The sequence below is a fragment of the Paenibacillus sp. sgz302191 genome, assembly GCF_057749925.1.
On record NZ_JBYLHY010000005.1, the window covers coordinates 293,434 to 311,108 of the forward strand.

The window sequence follows — 17,675 nt, forward strand, 5'->3', positions numbered from 1 at the left end:
CCGGGATTTGGAAGCGAATTCACAGACTGTATCTTGCGCCATCCTTATGTTTTTTTGCGATATACTTTACTCAAGCGGAGATCCTGTAGCAAGCCTGTATATATTCTCTTCCGTCGCTTCATTACGATGCAATTCCGCAACCATCGTACCCTCATACATGACAGCTATCCTTGTACATAATCCGAGTAACTCCGGTACATCGGAGGAAAAAACAATAATGCCCTTCCCTTCCGCCGCCAGCTCGTGAATCGCAGCATAGATTTCACCCTTGCTCCCCATATCAATCCCCCTGGTCGGCTCGTCAAGGATAATAAGATCGCATTCCGATACGAGCCACTTCCCGAGCATGACCTTTTGTTGACTGCCCCCGCTTAAATATCGAACCTCTTGATTCATGTAATCTACCTTAATGCCCAGGTCAATTACCGTATCCAATGCTGCATCCAGCTCGCGCCTCGGGCTTAACAGCCGGCCTTTCAGCATCTTGTCTAATGCGGATATGGTCAGGTTGCTTTTCACACCCATTTCGTGGAACAATCCTTCCTCCATCCGATTTTGGTGGACCAGCCCAATACGAAACGCCTTTGAATTCAAAATATCCTTGTAACGAATCTGCTCTTCTTTCCATAACACCGACCCGCTCACGTTCTTGTCTTGTCCAAACAGCGCTCTCGCCAATTCCGATTTGCCGGAACTGACCAGACCCGCCACTCCCAAAATTTCACCTTCATGCAGCTTCAAGTTCACATCGTAAAAATGCGGCCTTTTGGTTAACCCCTTCACTTCAAATAAGGGTTCACCCTCTCCCTCCAAAATAGGGGGAAAATAATCCTCGAAGTGATGACCGAGCATCAATTGAACCAAATGCTCATGCGTCATACCTTTGATATCGGTTGTGAGCACCCTGCTGCCATCGCGCATGATCGTTACGCGGTCGCAATATTCCAAAATTTCTTTAATGCGATGCGTAATAAACACGACGGAAACCGACTGTTCCTTCAGCTTTCGTATCACGTCGAACATCCTCGCGCTTTCTACACCGGACAAGTAGGATGTCGGTTCATCCATGATCAAAATTTTTGATTTGACAGCTAAAGCTTTTGCGATGGCAACAATAGACCGTTGACTGAAAGTCAGGTCTCTTACCAGAGTACTCGGGTGAACGGAAAATCCCAGCATTTTGAGTAGACTTCGGCTTTCATTTTTCATATAACGAAAGCGTGGAAGGATGCCGGCCATGCACGGCTCCACCCCAAGAAAAATGTTCTCGCTCACGCTTAAATCGGGTACCAACACAGGTTCTTGCTGCAGCATGGCAATCCCCAACGATTGTGCATCCTGTATCGATCTGATTTGAATAGGGGCATTGTCCAGCTCGATTTGTCCTTCATCGGGTTGGATAATACCCGTCAATATTTTCATTAAGGTCGATTTTCCCGCCCCGTTCGGACCGATGAGCGCATGTATTTCACCTGGCGCCAACTCGAAGTCAACCTTTTCAAGCGCTTTTACATTAAGAAATTTTTTACTTATGGATTTTAGCTTGAGCAAGGCAATCACCCCTTTCGGTTATCCCGACTTTTGCGAAATTCTCTGGGCGACAATCCCGACATTTTTTTGAAAATTTGATTGAAATGGGTCAAGTTAGGGTAACCGATTCTTTCTGCAATCTCATAAACCTTCATATCGGTACTCGTCAACAATTTTTTCGCTTCTTCAATGCGGCAGTGAATGACATATCGAATGGGAGCCATTCCGGTTTCATCCTTAAAAACATGAGCTAAATGATGCGGGCTCACATGAACCAACTTGGCCAGCTCAGCTAACGTCAATTCCTTCTCAAAATGAGCCTCGATATATCCCTTCACCAGTTGACCTAACGATGCTGTATTTGCTTGATGCGGCCTTTCCCATTGCCGGATTAATATAACTGCAAGCGATTGCAGGCTGCTGCTGATCATTTCGGAAGAGCCCAAATGGAAGTTCTCAAATTCCCGGCGAATCGTTTCCAAGTAATTTTCAACGGCTTGACGTTCTATACCTAAGGCAAGTACGGGACGCCCTTCTTGCTCGACCAGACTCCCCTTCGATCTGCCGTTGATATGAATTCCTATTGAGACCAAGATTCCTTTCAACGATTGGGATTCCGCCGCATGCAGCTTCATCTCGCTTCTCGGGTGTATCAGCAGCACTTCTCCGCTCTTCAGAGCATAGCTGGCATGATCGTTCATACCCGTACAATATCCTTCCTTCACATAAAAAAGAGAGGTATATTCCTGAGTGCGAATAGGGATAGGAAAGCTATCATTCTCCGTAATCAGCTTGATGGAAAGGAGAGCCGGCGGATCGATGAATAGCTTTTGTTGTTCGCCCAACCGTTTCTCCCCCCTCAAAATTCGACAAATGCTGGTACCTAAAACGTTTTCAATTTATCTTATCGGATTCAAACTCTGCATACAATCAGCAAAATGGGCAAAATTATTTCGGTATTTTGTTAAAAAAAAGAACCGGGTGCAATCCCCGGTTCCTGCCGCTATATGCCTCCTGCCGCCTTTAGCCCTAGAGCCAACGCACCGTAAAGACCGGCGTTGTCTCCATTACCGACTGAAGGAATTCATTTCTACCAGCACCGTATCTTCATAGACGTGCTTCTTGCCGAGGAGAATGTCCTGAAGAAGAACGGGTTGACCGGTCGTCGCCGACTCCAGTGCCGCAAATACAACCCCCAGTGCTTCAAGGCCTTTTTCCGCGCTCGAAATCGGTTCCTTTTGTTCCGCTATTGCTTCCCACAATTCAACATATGAATGGGCGAATGGGTTTTGCACCGTGTCGGGAGCATATCGCGCGATAATTTCCGACATCGGAATAACCATCCCATCTTCCAGCTTTACATGCTGACCGGGACGGAGGCAGCCCTTGCTGCCATAAATCCACATTCCGCCGACAGCTTCTCCATGTGCAGCCGTACTGCACATCCAATGCCCCAGTCCGCCGTTTTCATAGCGGAACACCGTTACCGACGTATCTTCTCCGGTAGGATGTATGACGGTTTCACCGTCAGTCAACGTTTTCTCGAAAATATCCGTATAAGCGAATACTTCTTTGACAGGGCCGTTCAATTCGGTAAATAGATGAGTTCGGTGCACGCCATGATCATTGATCCACCCTGCTCCCGCTCTACCCTTCATATGGCGCCATGCCGTTCCTGCGAAAAACTTGCGGCCGAGCGTAACCGTCGCGTAGTCGAGTATCATGTACACAGAACCGATCATTCCGTCCTTGACTGCCCGGACCATCGCCACATTGGCACTTCCCAACACACTCGGCTCGGATACGGTCAAGACCTTACCGTACGACTTCGCATCGGCTACCATCTTTCTTCCGAATAATGGGGAAATGGCGAGAGGTTTTTGCATTTGCACATGAACTCCGGCGGCAAAACAGTTCTCGGCCACGGTATGATGCAGATCATGATTCAGCAAAACGGAAACCGCGTTCAGCCCGCCTTTTTCCAGCATCCGCCGATAATCCGTATACACAGCAGGCCTGCTGCCGAGCCTCGCTTCCGCCACCGCCGCAAACGCCTCAGCCCGGTCCAGCCTCAGATCGCAAACAGCAGTCAAATCGAAGGTCGTTCTGCCTTCCAGCTTCAATTGTTCCAGCCCTTCAAGATGGGCCATTGAAATCACGCCGCAGCCGATAAAACCAAGCTTCATTTTCAGGAGCCCCCCATTTCCCGCTATTCCTTTGAGGAAATAGCTGTATTGTTCATTCACCCTTTAATGCCGGACATTGTGATGCCTTGAATGTAATAACGCTGAAGGAACAGAAACAGCAGCAAAATCGGCACGGTGGAGATGGTGTTCGCTGCCAAGACTTTGGACCAATCCGTCCCTTCATTGGAAGAAAACGCGGAAATAGCCACCTGAATCATCTGCATCTTCTGATCGTTGATCACGATGAGCGGCCAAAGATAGGAGTCCCAGTTACCGAGAAACGTCATTAAGCCTAGTGTAATTAACGCCGGTACGGCCGCAGGAAGCACAATGGAAACGAAGGTACGCGGCAAGCTCGCTCCGTCCATGCGGGCCGCCTCCATCATTTCGTCAGGAACCTCCGCGAAAAACTGCCGCAGCATAAAAATGCCGAATACGGACAGCATCGAAGGCACGATTAGCGCCTTATAGGAATTGAGCCAGCCCAGATCGTGCATCAACAAGTAGTTCGGGACGAGCGTCACTTCACCCGGAATGATCATGGCGGACATGAACAAAGCAAAGACGACGTTTTTGAAATGAAAACGAAGCTTGGCAAAGGCAAAGGCAGCCAAGGAATTAATCACGAGCACAAGCGCCGTTACCGTTGTTGCCACGAAAAATGTGTTCCATATATAACGAAGGAACGGATTTCGTGCATTAAAGATGACGTTATCGTAGTTGCGGGTCGTCCACTCTACCGGCAGAAGCAAGTGTATTTGAAGCGACGTATATTTAAACAGCTCCTGATACGGGCGAAACGAGCCGGCCACCATCCAAACAATAGGCGCAACGGAGATCATCGCGATCACCATCATGATCAGCATCCTGCCGACCGAACATATTTTGTTCAAAAACAACTCCCCCTAGGCCTCTGCGTCTTTATCAAACAATTTCATTTGCAGCAAAGAAATGGTCAGCACGATCGCGAACAGAACAAATGCGGCGGCAGTCGCATATCCCATCCTCATCTGGGTAAACGCCTGCTTGTATATATAATAGACGGCCGTTTCCGTCGAGCCATTCGGCCCGCCGTTCGTCAATACGAATACAAGCCCTGACAGCTTGATGGCATCAATCGTTGTCATAATCACGACAAAGGCGGTTGTCCGATGTAACAGCGGAAGCATGATTTTGAAAAACTGCTGCAGCCTGTTTGCGCCGTCAACTCTCGCCGCTTCGTACAAATCAGGCGAAATATTGTTCAGCCCGGCCAGGAAGATGATCATGAAAAATCCGGCCCCCTTCCAAATTCCGAGCATAATGATCCCGTTCATGGCCGTATCCGGATTGGACAAGAAGTTCGTCGCCGGCAAATGAAAGGCTTTTAATACATTGTTCAGCAAACCGAACTCCTTGTTATAAATGAGCTTGAATACCGTTGCCGCCACCGCAGTCGAAATAATGACCGGAATAAAATACAGCGTTCGGAACAAGCTTGTCGCCGCAGTTTTTTTCCGGATCAATAAAGCGAGCCCCAGGGCAATACTCGTTTGGATCGGAATGACAATAACCGCAAAGTAAAAAGAATGCTTCAGGCTGTTAAAAAAGGAACGGTCCTTCATCAAATGAACGTAATTATCCAATCCGACGAACACGCCGCCGGTACCCACGAGCGAATAATTTTTAAAGCTGATGATGAACGCCTGTAGCATCGGATAGAACACAAACACAAGCAATAGGGCGAAAGCGGGCAAAATAAAGCCGAGGGCCGTGGCCTGCTCATGTTTCCGATAGCTGCTCTTCGATTTTTGGTTCATGATAGTAGAATCCATCGCTATCCCTCCGCGTTGCTGTCATAAACAAATACGTTGAAATCCGAACTCACGCTGCCGTCTGCGCTAGTCGCTTTGATGACGGCTTGGCCTTGCCTCAGCCCTTTCACGATAACACCGCCTTCGGCCGCCTCAACAGCTGCGACGGAAGCGTCGCCGGATTCCCACTTGATCTGCTGGGAGGCGCCGAGCGGAAGGACTAAGGCTGCCATCTTCCTGCTATCGCCTGCAGGTACATCCAGCGTGTTCTTGGCAAACATAATGCGAAGCGGCTTGGAGCTGTCCGGGTCTTCATCGCGCCAAATCGACCGCATCGGATAATAACGGGCCGTATTCAGCATGACGCCGCCTTCCGCCGCGATCAGTTCCAGACCGCTGCTTGTCGGATCCGGGAAGATGATATTGGAAAGAACGGCCTCGCCGTCGTTGGCAAATACCTCGAGGCTCGATGCATCGACGAAAAACCGGAGCTTCAGCTTATTCTCCTTCAGCTTCACCGGCGCGGACACGGCTTCCGCAAACCCTTTCTCAAACGAGGTCACGCCCGATTGCGTACGATCGACGGTTAGCTGCCCGGTCTTGGCGTCGTAGCTAACACGGGTCGCTTGGCCGTCTCCTTGTCTCAGATGGAAGGTCAATTTCGCATTCGGCTGAACGGTTAATTCCGTTTCCAACTCATAAGACGTACCCCTTATGCCCGCGAACGGGTTATGGTTGGCGGCCAACAGTTGCCGAGGTAAAGATACCGGTTTGCCCCGCAGTGTTTGCAGTTCCTTGATCGGCTCTTGAATTAGCCGTAGGCCTTGCCCCTCGACTTGTCTAAGCCGCAGCTCCCGGGGAATCGACATGTTCCCTTTCCATGGACCGGTAGGCATGGAGAACGGATAGCGCCAGTTGGACATCCACCCCAGCCATATGCGGCGGCCGTCCTTTGCCGGAATATCGGAGTAGGATACGGCTGCATAGAAATCTTTGCCAAAATCTGTCCAGAGCACGTCCGAGGGTTGATTCTCGTTCTTGAACGTCGTTCCGTCGAACGACCCGACGAAGTATTGCGCGGTTGATCCTTTAGTTGCCGCATTGCTGCCGATGCTAACCGTCAGCACCCATTTCTTCTCTTTGGTACCTTCTACAGGCAGCTCGAACAGATCCGGGCATTCCCAGACAGCCGCATGCGAGCCTTGGTCACTGCCGAACTCGCTGGCCATCTTCCACCCCTTCAGATCGGGTGACGTATAGAAGCGGACACGGTTATCGACCGAGACGACCATGACCCAGGAATGGCTCGGTTCGTGCCAGAACACTTTCGGATCCCGGAAATCTTTCAGCCCCGGGTTCGGGATAACCGGATTCCCCTCGTACTTGGTCCACGTTCTTCCTTTATCGTTGCTGTACGCGATGCTCTGGGATTGAGTGCCGCTTTTAAAATGCGTAAAAATCGCGACGAGGCCCGCTTGGCCTCCGAAAAATCCGCTCGTATCGTGCCAATCGACCACCGCGCTGCCGGACCATATTTCTCCCAGCGAATCTCTGGCGAGAGCTGACGGCAGATGCTCCCAATGGACCAGATCCTTGCTCACCGCATGTCCCCATTGTCCGCTGTTTTGATAAAACTGATGATACTCGCCCTCAAAGTACACCATTCCGTTCGGATCGCTCATATTGCCGGACGGCGGCGACAAATGATACTGCTGGCGAAATGGTTCCGTATAATGAATCGGATCGCTCGAATATACGTATGCCGTTCCGCCCTGTGGTAAAACCGTTTTACCGCGACTTGTCATCAGAACCGCTCCTCCAAACCCTATGAGTACGACCGCGGAAACCCCTGCGGCCCATAACCAAGATTTCGTTTTCATGCTACCTCCAAGCTTTGCAGGATGTGCTGTACTTCAATTGTAGAGAAAGGGGCTGACGAAAGATTTCATTTTCATCTGATCTTTTCTTTCAATTTGTTTTGCAGCACGAAAAGCCCGCAGCTTGGGCAGGGGCTCGTCATTTTTCATTTATTGCCGGTGCTTCAACAGCTCTTCCCGGTATTCCTTGGGACCTTTGCCGTACCACTTCTTAAAGACGGTGCTGAAATAACTGGGACTGGAATAGCCGACCAAGGTGGCGATATCTGTCAGCTTCAGTTCGTTTTCCTGCAGCAGCGCCGCTGCCTTGCTGAGCCGCAGGCGGGTCACATAGTCGCTGAACGTAGCGCCGACTTGCTGCTTGAACAAGCCCGACAAGTAGGTTTCATTGATATAAAACATATCGGCCAGGGACGATAAGGTGAGCTCATAGGAGAAATTTTCATCCACATAGTTGCGGATCGCCTCGAGCATCTTTTGGCCGCTGGAGAAACGCGTTTGCCTTACCCGCTCCATCACAAGCTTCGCCATTTCTTGCAGCTGCTCCAGCACTTGCTCCCGCGACGAATAATCTCTGACCGTCATCTGACAATTCCACAAATAGTTTTGCAATGTCGGATCGCCGAGCTCGAACTTTTTGGCCACCGCATTGAACAGAAGGATCATGCGGAGCGTCAAAAACGTAAATACAAACATAGGCGTATCCGGATTCGCGGAGAAGATCGCATGCAACTGCTTCGTGAATGCGGGCATATCCACATTTTCTATGGAATGCATCAGTTTCCGCTCCACTTCCGGCGAAAGGGCGTGCGTCATTTCCAGCATATTGGTGCCTGTGCCCTCCTTGTCCGTATGAACGGTGCTTTGGCTCCACGCCAGCATGCTTGAGGCATAGCCGTCCTTGAGCTGCTTTAATCCGTTAATAGGCTCGCCGATGCCGATGACGCTTTCCACTTTCAAAAAGCTCTTGATGTTGCGTTTCAGTTCGCGCACAAACGACTCCACGAAGCTCCGCGGCTGCTTACGCTCCCCAATCCGAATTAAAAAATGCATCATCGCCGGATGGCTGACCTCGTAAAAAGGATAAATGCTCTCCCATTTCTCCGCCGTTTCCCGGCAAATCATCCGGAAAGCCAGATAGAGCAAATCTTTCCGTTCATTCCAATCGTCCAGCCGCCCTTGCGGAATTCTCATTTCCACCGTAACAAACTGGGCGACTGCATGATCCTCAGCCAAAGGCCCCAGTTGCAGCTGCTGCATCCGCTCTGTGACAGCCGGCACACTAAACCATTCGTCCTTGACCAACTGCCAGATTAACTGCTCCTGCATCATTTGAAGCAATTGATCAAGTTTCATTTGTTCCTGAGCCTGCTCGCACTCCCGCTTGCGGTCCTCCTCCAGCTCTACTGCAAGTTTTGCAAGCATGGCTGTCAATTCACCGCGAACCACCGGTTTTAACAAATAATCTTTCACCCCGAGCTGAATGGCGGCCTTCATATATTCAAAATCGGAATAACCCGAAAGCACGATCATTCGGAGACCGGGGTATGCATCTTTGCATGATTTTATGAGAGCAATGCCGTCCATTTGCGGCATCCGGATATCCGTAATGATCACATCCGGCAAGGGCCGTTCGCCGAGCAACTGCAAGGCTTCCGCACCGCTTGACGCTTCCGAATCGATATGGTATCCCGCGGCATGCCAATCGATTTTGGCCTTAATGCTGTTGCGGACACCCGCCTCGTCATCCACCAGCATCACTCTGTACACATGCAGTCAACTCCTTACAATCGGCAGGTACAGCGTAATCGTTGTCCCTACGCCTAACGCGGAATGTATGCCCAAATCGAATTTTCCCCCGTACATGAGCCGGCAACGCGACAGCACGTTGCGCAGCCCGATGCTCCGCCCTTCGCTGCTCAGAATCGCGGTGGGCTCGCTCTTCCCGATTCCGTCAAGCAAATCACGCACCAATTCCGGCCTCATTCCGATTCCGTTATCCCGGACCGTGAGCTGAAGCCGTTCATCCCGCAATTCGGCTTTGATGCAGATGCGCGCTGCGCCTTCTTTCTCCAGACTGTATTTCACGGCGTTCTCAACGAGCGGCTGCAAAATAAACTTCGCTATGGCAAGCTCCCCGGTCTCCGCCGCTTCCTCCACGGTAACGCTCAACCTTTCTTCATGCCTAAGATGGAGAATGAACAAGTAGTCCCGAATATAGTCCATTTCTTCGACCACCCGGACCAAATCGCTATTCAAATTCAGCGAATACCGCATCATTTTGCCTAAAGCTTCCGTGGCATCCATGACCAGGTCTTCCCTCTTCATCGCCGCCAGACCGCTGATGATTTCAAGCGTATTATTATAAAAATGCGGATTGATCTGGAGCAGCAGCGCCTTGTATTCGGCATTCGTCCTGCGCAGACTCGTTTCGAACTCCGTCTCGATGAGATGTCTCAATCTGAAGGTCATCTGTTCAAACACGCCTGCCACGTAGTCGACCTCACTGTGCCCGTCCCTTACCTTGGGCATGAATTGCACCGCTTGTCCGAATTCGCCGCGCTGCACATACTTCATTGCCCTGGCCATTGCGCTGAGCGGCTTGGTGATGCCCGCGGACAGCCAATATGCCGCCGCCATGGCAAGAAGAAGCAGGAGAATGCTGACAAATAAAATCGTTTGCCGAATATGGGAGATTTTCTCGTAAAGTTCCGTTTCGGGAACGATACCTGCAATGATCCAGTCCTGTGCGGGCAATTTGCGGAAAAAGAACAAATTCGTCTCTTCGCCCCGCCGGATCGGAAACACTCCGTTATCCGCTTCCCGGTACTGCGCATCGATTTGCCCAAGCGCAGCCTTCCAATCAACCCCGCCCTCTGCAATATTTTGATTCAGCACACTCTGCCCTTCATGTGTCAGCAAAATCACGTTTCCCGTCTTTCCGATCGAGATTTTCTCAATCGTGTCTCGAAGCAGGGAAGTCGGATAATTGACTTTTATAACGCCTGCATTTCTCATCGATTGAAGCTGGATCAAAGGAAAAATGAGACTGTTCACAAATCGGGACCTCATATATTCGTCGGGCTGATCGACATCTTTATGCGCCGCCGTCCAGCGCTTGTTCTCCGTTACATATGCCTGATACCAGTTGCTGATCTTGTACGTTTGATCCCTCGTCCATATCCCGCCGGCTTCATCGTCAAAGGCACTGATGGAAATACCGTTGGAATTGTTTACCGCGTAGGATGAAAAATATTCGCGCAATCTTTGCTTGGACAATACCCGCTCTTGAATCGTGCTTTGCGGATTCAATAAAACATTCAGCCAATCCTGCGTAATCCGGCTGCTCAGCGCCTGATTTCCCGTATCCTCTACTTGCTTTAGCAGCGTCGCCGCATGGGAAGCAAACTGATCGATCGTTTGGGTCGTTGAAGACTCGATGGACGCTTTAATAATGTCGGTCGATTCCTTGCTGAAAATATAGGCCAGCAGGGCAAAAGGCAGGATCAGCAGCAGAGAAAAGACGGCCATCAGACGGCTTCGCATGGAAAAAAGCACAATATCCCCCCTGAGTTGACGGATGCCAAACAACAACTACGACAAAGAGACAATCTTATCATGATTCGTCTCATTTGTCTATCTTATTGTTTTTTCTTCTGCGCTTCCGCATCCGCATAGGCTTTATCGATCGTCGTAATCGCTTCCGCGACAGATGCGTCGATCGGTCTTTTGCCGATCGTGACGTCCTCGAACATTTTGTTCACCGCATCGGCCATTTGCGGGAAGATCGGCGTAATCGGCCGCGGTCTGCCGTATTTCTGGTTTTGTGCGACGAAAATATTTTTCGGATACTGGCCGAGCTCCGAAAATTCCTTGGCCACCGAGTAACGGGACGGAATATCTTTCGTCATCTCGCAGTACATCTTTTGCCCGTCATGCCCGGTTACATAATTGACAAACTTCCACGCTTCGTCCGGGTGCTTGCTATTTGCCGAAATTCCGAGCGCCCAGCTTCCGTTGGCGACGGCTTGAGCGGTTTGTTTCGGCAGCGGAGCAATATCGTAGTCCACGCCAAGCTTGAAATCAGGAAATTTATCTTTCAAATTCGCAAGCGACCAGGAACCGTCGATCGTAATGCCCAGCTTGCCGTTCGGGAACGGATCCGGCGGATACTCGAGTGCGGATACCTTATCCTTATTATACAGGTCCGTGAAGAATTGGATCGCTTTCTTCGTCTGCGGCGAGTCTAAGTAGCCTTTGGCCGTTTTGCCGTCAGGGCTCATCAAGTCGCCGCCGAATTGCCAAATGATCGGATATTTGAAATAAGCCGTACCGCCTGCGCTGCCGAAGCCTTGGGCGGGATCGATACCGAAAACGCCTTTAGACGGATCGTTGATCTTTTGGGCCGCGTCAAGCACCTGATCCCAGGTCCAAGGCTCGTCGGGATTTTTGGAAGGGAGCGGAATGCCCTTGGCTTCAAACATTTTTTTATTGTAGAACATGGCGATGGAAGACTCCGTTAAAGGCGCCATATAGATTTCGTTTTGATACGTATATGTCGCCAATGTCGATTTCGGGATATCATCCATATTGCCATCTGCTTTGAAGTACGCGGTAAGCGGCTTTATCGCTCCGGCACTAGCGTACGAAGCGACGGTCGGAGCATCCAGAGCCATAATGTCCGGCGGGCTGCCCGATGCGATCGATACCCGCAGTTTCGTATCATAATCCGAATACGGTACCGGCGTCATCTCCACCGAAATATTCGGGTACTTCTCCATAAAGGATGCGACCAGCTTGTCATAAGCGGCGTTCTCCGTATCGTTTCCCGAGTTTCTCCAAAACGTCAGCTTCACTTTGTCTTCTTTTTTCACAGCAGCATCGGTTTGCTTAGGTTCGGCAGAAGACTTCGCAACCTCGCCTTGACTTGAACATCCTGCGAGCAGTCCGCCGGCCACCACAGCACTGCATATGGCTTGACTGAGTCTTTTCATAACATTGTGCCCCTCTCTTGATTGTCTGTTGTTCTTTCATGTCATCATCTTATCAAATGAAAGGGGCGAATAAATTCAAAATTCTCTGCTTTGTTCTTATAAAATGCTCATCATATGCCTGCATGGTGCCCAAAAGCAGCTTTCAAACGCTACATGGCGTTTGACTGCATGGATTCATAACATGAGAATAGAATTCGCATATTAGTCAAATAATCCAAGCCGGAAGTCTCAAATCCTCCTCCTGACGAAAGGCAGTCTACAAAGTGCTGCTGCGTAGCGATCGCGCTTCCCCCTTTATAGCCTTCGCGTATTTCATATACATACTCTTGCTCTGCGCCACCTCTATTTGTCAGGAAGATGCGTCCTTCCTCATCAAGCCGGAGCTTTCCTTCCGTGCCTTCGATCATCATGCAGCCGTAGGTTGGGGACCGGTTGATAGTTGTGTAGGCGACCCGATTTGCATCGTAAACGGCAAGAATGCCATTTTTAAAATTAGCGAACATAATGGCCAAATCTTCTCCGCGGATAACCGGATTAATCCTCCGGGATTGACAATATACGTTGTTTATTTCTCCGAACAAAAACCGAAACGTATCGATAAAGTGAATTCCCGTTTCAAACATCAGGAACTTTTCCATTTGTTTGAAGTAGGGTTGAACGGGATACGGGTCATTGCCCCATCCGTCGCCTGGACGCATATGAAAATAGGCATAATAAACGTCGCCGAGCTGTCCCTCGTCCATCATTTTTTTGATATGACGATACCATGGCTGCCAGCGCCAATTTTCGTTCACCATCAGCGGAACATTGCGTTCTGCCGCATAATGGACCAATTCCTCGCTTTCTGCGAGCGTTGGTGCAAGAGGCTTTTGACACAAAATGGGCAGTCCCAAATCAGCCGCATATCGAACATATTCAAAATGAGACGCAGGCGGTGTACAAATATCTATAAAATCCGGCTTAACTTCCGTTATCATCCGATTAAAATCTTGAAAACTACGAATGCCGTATTTATCGGCGAGATGCTCCGCTTTCGCAGCATCAATGTCATAAATCGCAACCATTTCCGCGCTGGAAACGGATTGCCAAGCTTCCAGCTGCACATCGGAAAAGTGACCTGCTCCAATAATAACCCCTCGGTATGTCTTTTTCCTCTCCATCTTTCCAATCCTTCCCCAATCCGATTGTTAGCTATTCAAAAAGTTCTACGCGGCTTATAACCCGCATTATCCAAGAAATCCGCCGCCACATCAGAAGATAATGTTTGCAGCGAAATATCGCCTGTTCGTGCCGTAATGATCATTCGGCTTGCCATCTCCAGTGTCTCAAGCGCCATTCTCGCTTCCTTGACGCTCGTATCGAAGACGATCACGCCGTGATTTCTTAGGATGATAATATTGGCCTGCTTGCTTTTCTCCCCGACAGCCGCCCCCAGCGTCCGGGAACCGGGATGAAAGTAATCAACGTAAGCTACCCGCTCCAAATAATACATGGATTCTACGAAAAGCTCGGACATATACGGTATATTCGTGCAAGACATCAACGTGGACCAAAAAGGAGATGCATGAAGAATGGCATTGGCATCCGGCCGGTGCTTATAGATCTCGGCATGCATCGGAATTTCTTTGGATGGCTTCAGAGCCCCCTCCCATTCCATCTTTTCAATGTCCACTTGGACAAGGTCCGCCGGAGATAGCTGCCCCAAGTCGGTTCCGGAACCTGTAATGATCATTTTATTCTCCGACAGACGAGCGCTAATATTCCCGGAATTTCCCCATGCAAGCTGTCTGTCCAGCATATATGCGCCCAATTTGCATAAAATCTGTCTTAATTCAAGCTCTTTATTTTGGAAAATCGTTTCATTCAACTAGGAGCCACTCCTTCCGTCTGCCACTCTCAAGAAATAATCAGGCTGTCCAAGCTGCCCGCCCTTCAGAGCGATCTCAATCCCGTTCATAACCGGGTCTTTGGAATATCCGCGACATAAGGGCGCGCCAGGCGCAGTACGCTGCAACAATTCCAGCGCCTCTATCCCCATCGATAAGGCTGCAAATCCCGAAGTATCTCCTCCCGCCAAAATAACCCGCTGAATGCCAAGCATCTCGACCAGACGTTTGCCGATTTCACCCATTTTGCATCCAATCATTTCACCGGTGCTCGAGATGGGGACGCCTTGCCGGGAAAGCTCGTCATGCAGCAACCTAATGCTGCTGTCCTCCGGTCCGTCCGCGGTGTACAAGATCAAGCTTCTGCCTTCCAGCCACAATTGTTTAGCTTCCTTCAGGATACGATCACAAGCGTCATCGCTTTCATTCTCTTTCAACAATTTCAAAACATCTACTTTCATTTTGCAAAAGCCGTTTCCAGCTGCCTGGTCGATTTGCATATTGGTAACCGGAGAACAGCTTCCGGACAATACGAGGGTTTGCTGCGGTTCCAGGTCCGGTTCAACCCGATTCTCAAATGCATATCGTTCTTTCCAATAGGAGCCAAGAGCTAGAGACATGCCTGAAGAACCTATAACAAACATGGGCTGGCGTTCCGACGCTTCCCCAATCAGTTCGCCGATGGAATGCATATGCCCTTCATGTAGCGCATCCAGCAGTAAGGCATTCTTCTCTTTCCGGAGCAAGCTCTCCCACCAGGCTTTCCGTTCATCTGCGGCAAGTTCAAGGTCCGATACCGAAAATAAAGATATCGTTCCATTCATTTGCAGGGAAAAATGGCGCTGTAAATCGGCCTCCTTCATCGGTGTTACCGGGTGTCTGGACATCGAAGGATGTCGGTCCAGACGATAAACATCCCCCTGAAATGCGGCAAAATGATTTCCAAATACCGTGTACCTTCTTAACTGCGGCGCCGCCACTAAAATGGGAATCGCAGCTTGTTCGCGATACAATTCTCTTCCGATTTCTACGACTTTTCCGATGCTTCCGATTTCGGGCGAAGAATCGGCGGTAGAGCACATTTTGTAATGCAATACCTGCGCATTTAATTGTTGTAATTGCTGCAGAACCGGGCTCAATTCCTTGTCCATCGCGGCAGGGCTCATTGTACGAGCAGTACCGGCTACACCTATGCAATGAACGTGGGAAAAGGCCTTCAGCATATCGTTCGTGGGAGGTTGAATGAACAAAACCGTCCTGACGCCCTGTCCTTCCAACACTTCCATCGCATCCGTCGAACCGGTAAAGTCATCTCCATAGAAGGCCATCCATAATTCATGAGCAGTCATAAATTGCGATCCCCGCTTTCACGAAGGAATTCACGCCATGCCAGTTGCAGCGTACGCTTGGCATTCGCAATGAGATCGGATGGTCTTTCCGCCGGCGCGCATATCAATTCGAAGCTTACCGAGGAAGATCGGGTTGCATGAATATAGCCTGCTTGCAAAAGTGAGTGGAAATAAATTACAAGTTGTTCAATATCATTCTCTCCTGCATGATACCCGAAATAAGGATGAGAGTCCCCATATCTTGCGTCGTCAGTCCGCATTACCGTATTGCCGACATGCACATGGCCGATCCATGGGTTCAACTCCCGGACGGCGGCTGCGATATCGGCTCTTACCATAGGGATATGGCTCAAATCCAACAATAGCTTTACATGATCCGTCGGTTTCATATATTGAAATAAGCGAACCGTATCTTCCACGGAGCCGATCAAACGCTTCCTATCCACATCGTAGTCGAACATTTCCATGAGAAGTTTCATATTGCGCGCTCGCGCTTGCTCGCCGAGAAGCAGGACTGATTCAGCTAATCGTTCGATCGCCAGGCTTCTATTTCCTTCGATATTCGGGCCGCTGATAATTTCAAACATATCGGCTCCGACAGCTTCCGCTTCGTCCAGGGCGTTCAGCATGCGTGCTAAAGCCTTCGACCTGACCGCTTCATCAAGGCTCCCCAAATCCAGCTGCTCTCGAAAAATCGCCGGCTGTGCCAGATAGCTGTTTTTCATACGGCAGATGTCGAGCCTTTTTTTGAATTTGGCTCGGGAATCGGGGTTGCGAATACCTGAAATTTCAATTCTCCGGAAGTAAGTGTCATGCAATACATGATCAACCGCTTGCAGCAAAGATTCATCTTCCTGAAATGCATCCGGATACATCGCATTGAAGATGATTCCCATCTCTAAATGATCTTCAATCCTCGGCGCAAACATTATTTCGCCCACTCGTTCACCGAATGATTCAATGCTTCCACGACCGCATTGCCGACATCCGAAGTGCTGCTTTTACCGCCAATGTCTCCCGTTTTCGCTCCGCCGTTTGCCAAAATTCGTTTGACAGCCTCCTCAATTCCTTGCCCCGCGGCAATAAGGCTGTTATCCGCATGCTTTTCTCCGAGCCAATCCAGCATCATAGAGAGCGATAAGATCATAGCGTATGGGTTGGCGATATTTTTGCCGGCTATGGATGGAGCTGTGCCGTGAGCCGGTTGAAACAATGCATGCCGATCGCCGATATCGCCGGACGGAGCCATCCCGAGTCCCCCAACCGTAGCCGACGAAAGATCCGATATGATATCGGCAAACATGTTTTCCGCTACGACGACATCAAACATTTGCGGGTTCATCACTTGGTACAAAGTCATAGCATCGACATACACATAATCCCGCCCGATATTCGGAAACTGATCGCCGACACTATCATAAACACTTCTAAAATAGGCATAGGAACTAAGAACGTTCGCTTTATCTACGCATGTTACCAAGGATGCTCCGTCTGAGACGCGTCCTTTTCTTTTCTCCGCCAATCGGAATGCATAGCGGGAAATTTTCTCAATACCGGTTCTGGTCATGATGATCGTATCCGTCGCTACCTCGCCTCTTACATTGCAACCGCCTGTACGGGAAGCGTAGAGACCTTCTATGTTCTCTCTTACAATGATGTAATCGATGCCCCGGCTCACATCCCGGAGAGGACTGACAATGCCTTCGTAAAGCTTGACCGGTCTTACACCCGCATACAAATCCAAGTCAAATCGCAAGCGGAAAATAACGTCGCCGTTCACTTCCCTGCCATCCGGATGACGTGCCTCCGGTAAACCGATAGCCCCCATAAGCATTACATCTGCAGCCTTGCAATGGTCGAATGTGTCTTCCGGCATCGTAACCCCTGTCCGCAAAAATCTTTCCGCCCCGGCGTCGAAAGACTCTAATTCAAACCGTGCGTTGCTTAGATGGGATTCTACCGTTTTTAATACTTTCAAAGCCTCGTCGGTAATTTCCGTCCCGATGCCATCTCCCGGGAGGACCGCAATTTTATAAACCTTCATGTCCTTCGCTCCTCAA

The 17,675-nt window shown here is 49.8% G+C and carries 14 protein-coding genes; all 14 read right to left on the reverse strand.

What is annotated here, in order from left to right; translation table 11 throughout:
- Positions 1–66 precede the first annotated feature (66 nt).
- Positions 67–1,551 (reverse strand): sugar ABC transporter ATP-binding protein, encoded by a 1,485-nt coding sequence (locus AC3G2T_RS09825; RefSeq protein WP_488435310.1) that lies wholly within the window; start codon positions 1,549–1,551, stop codon positions 67–69.
- A 5-nt stretch (positions 1,552–1,556) separates the two neighbouring features.
- A complete protein-coding gene (locus AC3G2T_RS09830) occupies positions 1,557–2,375 on the reverse strand; it encodes a helix-turn-helix transcriptional regulator (RefSeq protein WP_488435311.1) in 819 nt (272 codons plus the stop codon).
- Positions 2,376–2,597: 222 nt separating this feature from the next.
- Positions 2,598–3,716: a Gfo/Idh/MocA family protein gene (locus AC3G2T_RS09835; protein WP_488435312.1), complete on the reverse strand. Its 1,119-nt coding sequence runs from the start codon at positions 3,714–3,716 to the stop codon at positions 2,598–2,600.
- A gap of 56 nt (positions 3,717–3,772) precedes the next feature.
- Complete coding sequence (locus tag AC3G2T_RS09840) at positions 3,773–4,609, reverse strand: carbohydrate ABC transporter permease (RefSeq protein ID WP_488435313.1); 837 nt, start codon at positions 4,607–4,609, stop codon at positions 3,773–3,775.
- 12 nt (positions 4,610–4,621) lie between these two features.
- Positions 4,622–5,530 carry a carbohydrate ABC transporter permease gene (locus tag AC3G2T_RS09845; RefSeq protein ID WP_488435314.1) on the reverse strand — a complete coding sequence of 303 codons (909 nt, stop codon included), beginning with the start codon at positions 5,528–5,530 and terminating at the stop codon, positions 4,622–4,624.
- 2 nt (positions 5,531–5,532) lie between these two features.
- Complete coding sequence (locus tag AC3G2T_RS09850) at positions 5,533–7,389, reverse strand: GH32 C-terminal domain-containing protein (protein WP_488435315.1); 1,857 nt, start codon at positions 7,387–7,389, stop codon at positions 5,533–5,535.
- Positions 7,390–7,536: 147 nt separating this feature from the next.
- Complete coding sequence (locus tag AC3G2T_RS09855) at positions 7,537–9,156, reverse strand: response regulator transcription factor (protein WP_488435316.1); 1,620 nt, start codon at positions 9,154–9,156, stop codon at positions 7,537–7,539.
- A 6-nt stretch (positions 9,157–9,162) separates the two neighbouring features.
- Positions 9,163–10,944 carry a sensor histidine kinase gene (locus AC3G2T_RS09860; RefSeq protein ID WP_488435317.1) on the reverse strand — a complete coding sequence of 594 codons (1,782 nt, stop codon included), beginning with the start codon at positions 10,942–10,944 and terminating at the stop codon, positions 9,163–9,165.
- A gap of 83 nt (positions 10,945–11,027) precedes the next feature.
- Positions 11,028–12,380, reverse strand: coding sequence for an ABC transporter substrate-binding protein (locus tag AC3G2T_RS09865; RefSeq protein WP_488435318.1), 1,353 nt, complete (start codon positions 12,378–12,380; stop codon positions 11,028–11,030).
- Between the two features lie 149 nt (positions 12,381–12,529).
- The gene (locus tag AC3G2T_RS09870) at positions 12,530–13,540 is read right to left on the reverse strand and encodes a Gfo/Idh/MocA family protein (RefSeq protein WP_488435319.1); all 1,011 of its coding nucleotides are present in this window, start codon (positions 13,538–13,540) and stop codon (positions 12,530–12,532) included.
- A gap of 35 nt (positions 13,541–13,575) precedes the next feature.
- Positions 13,576–14,247, reverse strand: a complete 672-nt coding sequence (locus AC3G2T_RS09875; RefSeq protein WP_488435320.1) for a class II aldolase/adducin family protein — start codon at positions 14,245–14,247, stop codon at positions 13,576–13,578.
- Positions 14,248–15,615 carry a four-carbon acid sugar kinase family protein gene (locus tag AC3G2T_RS09880; RefSeq protein WP_474679933.1) on the reverse strand — a complete coding sequence of 456 codons (1,368 nt, stop codon included), beginning with the start codon at positions 15,613–15,615 and terminating at the stop codon, positions 14,248–14,250.
- Complete coding sequence (locus tag AC3G2T_RS09885; protein ID WP_488435321.1) at positions 15,612–16,544, reverse strand: sugar phosphate isomerase/epimerase family protein; 933 nt, start codon at positions 16,542–16,544, stop codon at positions 15,612–15,614. The genes AC3G2T_RS09880 and AC3G2T_RS09885 overlap by 4 nt, the downstream gene beginning before the upstream one ends.
- On the reverse strand, positions 16,544–17,659 hold the full coding sequence (locus tag AC3G2T_RS09890) for an isocitrate/isopropylmalate dehydrogenase family protein (RefSeq protein WP_488435322.1): 1,116 nt from the start codon (positions 17,657–17,659) through the stop codon (positions 16,544–16,546). Before AC3G2T_RS09890 ends, AC3G2T_RS09885 begins: the two co-directional genes overlap by 1 nt.
- Between the last annotated feature and the right edge of the window lie 16 nt (positions 17,660–17,675).

What these genes read in the sequence shown, in the direction of transcription:
- AC3G2T_RS09870 (WP_488435319.1), bottom strand. Translation starts at nt 13,540, where the DNA reads ATGGAGAGGAAAAAGACATACCGAGGGGTTATTATTGGAGCAGGTCAC.
- AC3G2T_RS09890 (WP_488435322.1), bottom strand. Translation starts at nt 17,659, where the DNA reads ATGAAGGTTTATAAAATTGCGGTCCTCCCGGGAGATGGCATCGGGACG.
- AC3G2T_RS09885 (WP_488435321.1), bottom strand. Translation starts at nt 16,544, where the DNA reads ATGTTTGCGCCGAGGATTGAAGATCATTTAGAGATGGGAATCATCTTC.
- AC3G2T_RS09880 (WP_474679933.1), bottom strand. Translation starts at nt 15,615, where the DNA reads ATGACTGCTCATGAATTATGGATGGCCTTCTATGGAGATGACTTTACC.
- AC3G2T_RS09850 (WP_488435315.1), bottom strand. Translation starts at nt 7,389, where the DNA reads ATGAAAACGAAATCTTGGTTATGGGCCGCAGGGGTTTCCGCGGTCGTA.
- AC3G2T_RS09835 (WP_488435312.1), bottom strand. Translation starts at nt 3,716, where the DNA reads ATGAAGCTTGGTTTTATCGGCTGCGGCGTGATTTCAATGGCCCATCTT.
- AC3G2T_RS09865 (WP_488435318.1), bottom strand. Translation starts at nt 12,380, where the DNA reads ATGAAAAGACTCAGTCAAGCCATATGCAGTGCTGTGGTGGCCGGCGGA.
- AC3G2T_RS09845 (WP_488435314.1), bottom strand. Translation starts at nt 5,530, where the DNA reads ATGGATTCTACTATCATGAACCAAAAATCGAAGAGCAGCTATCGGAAA.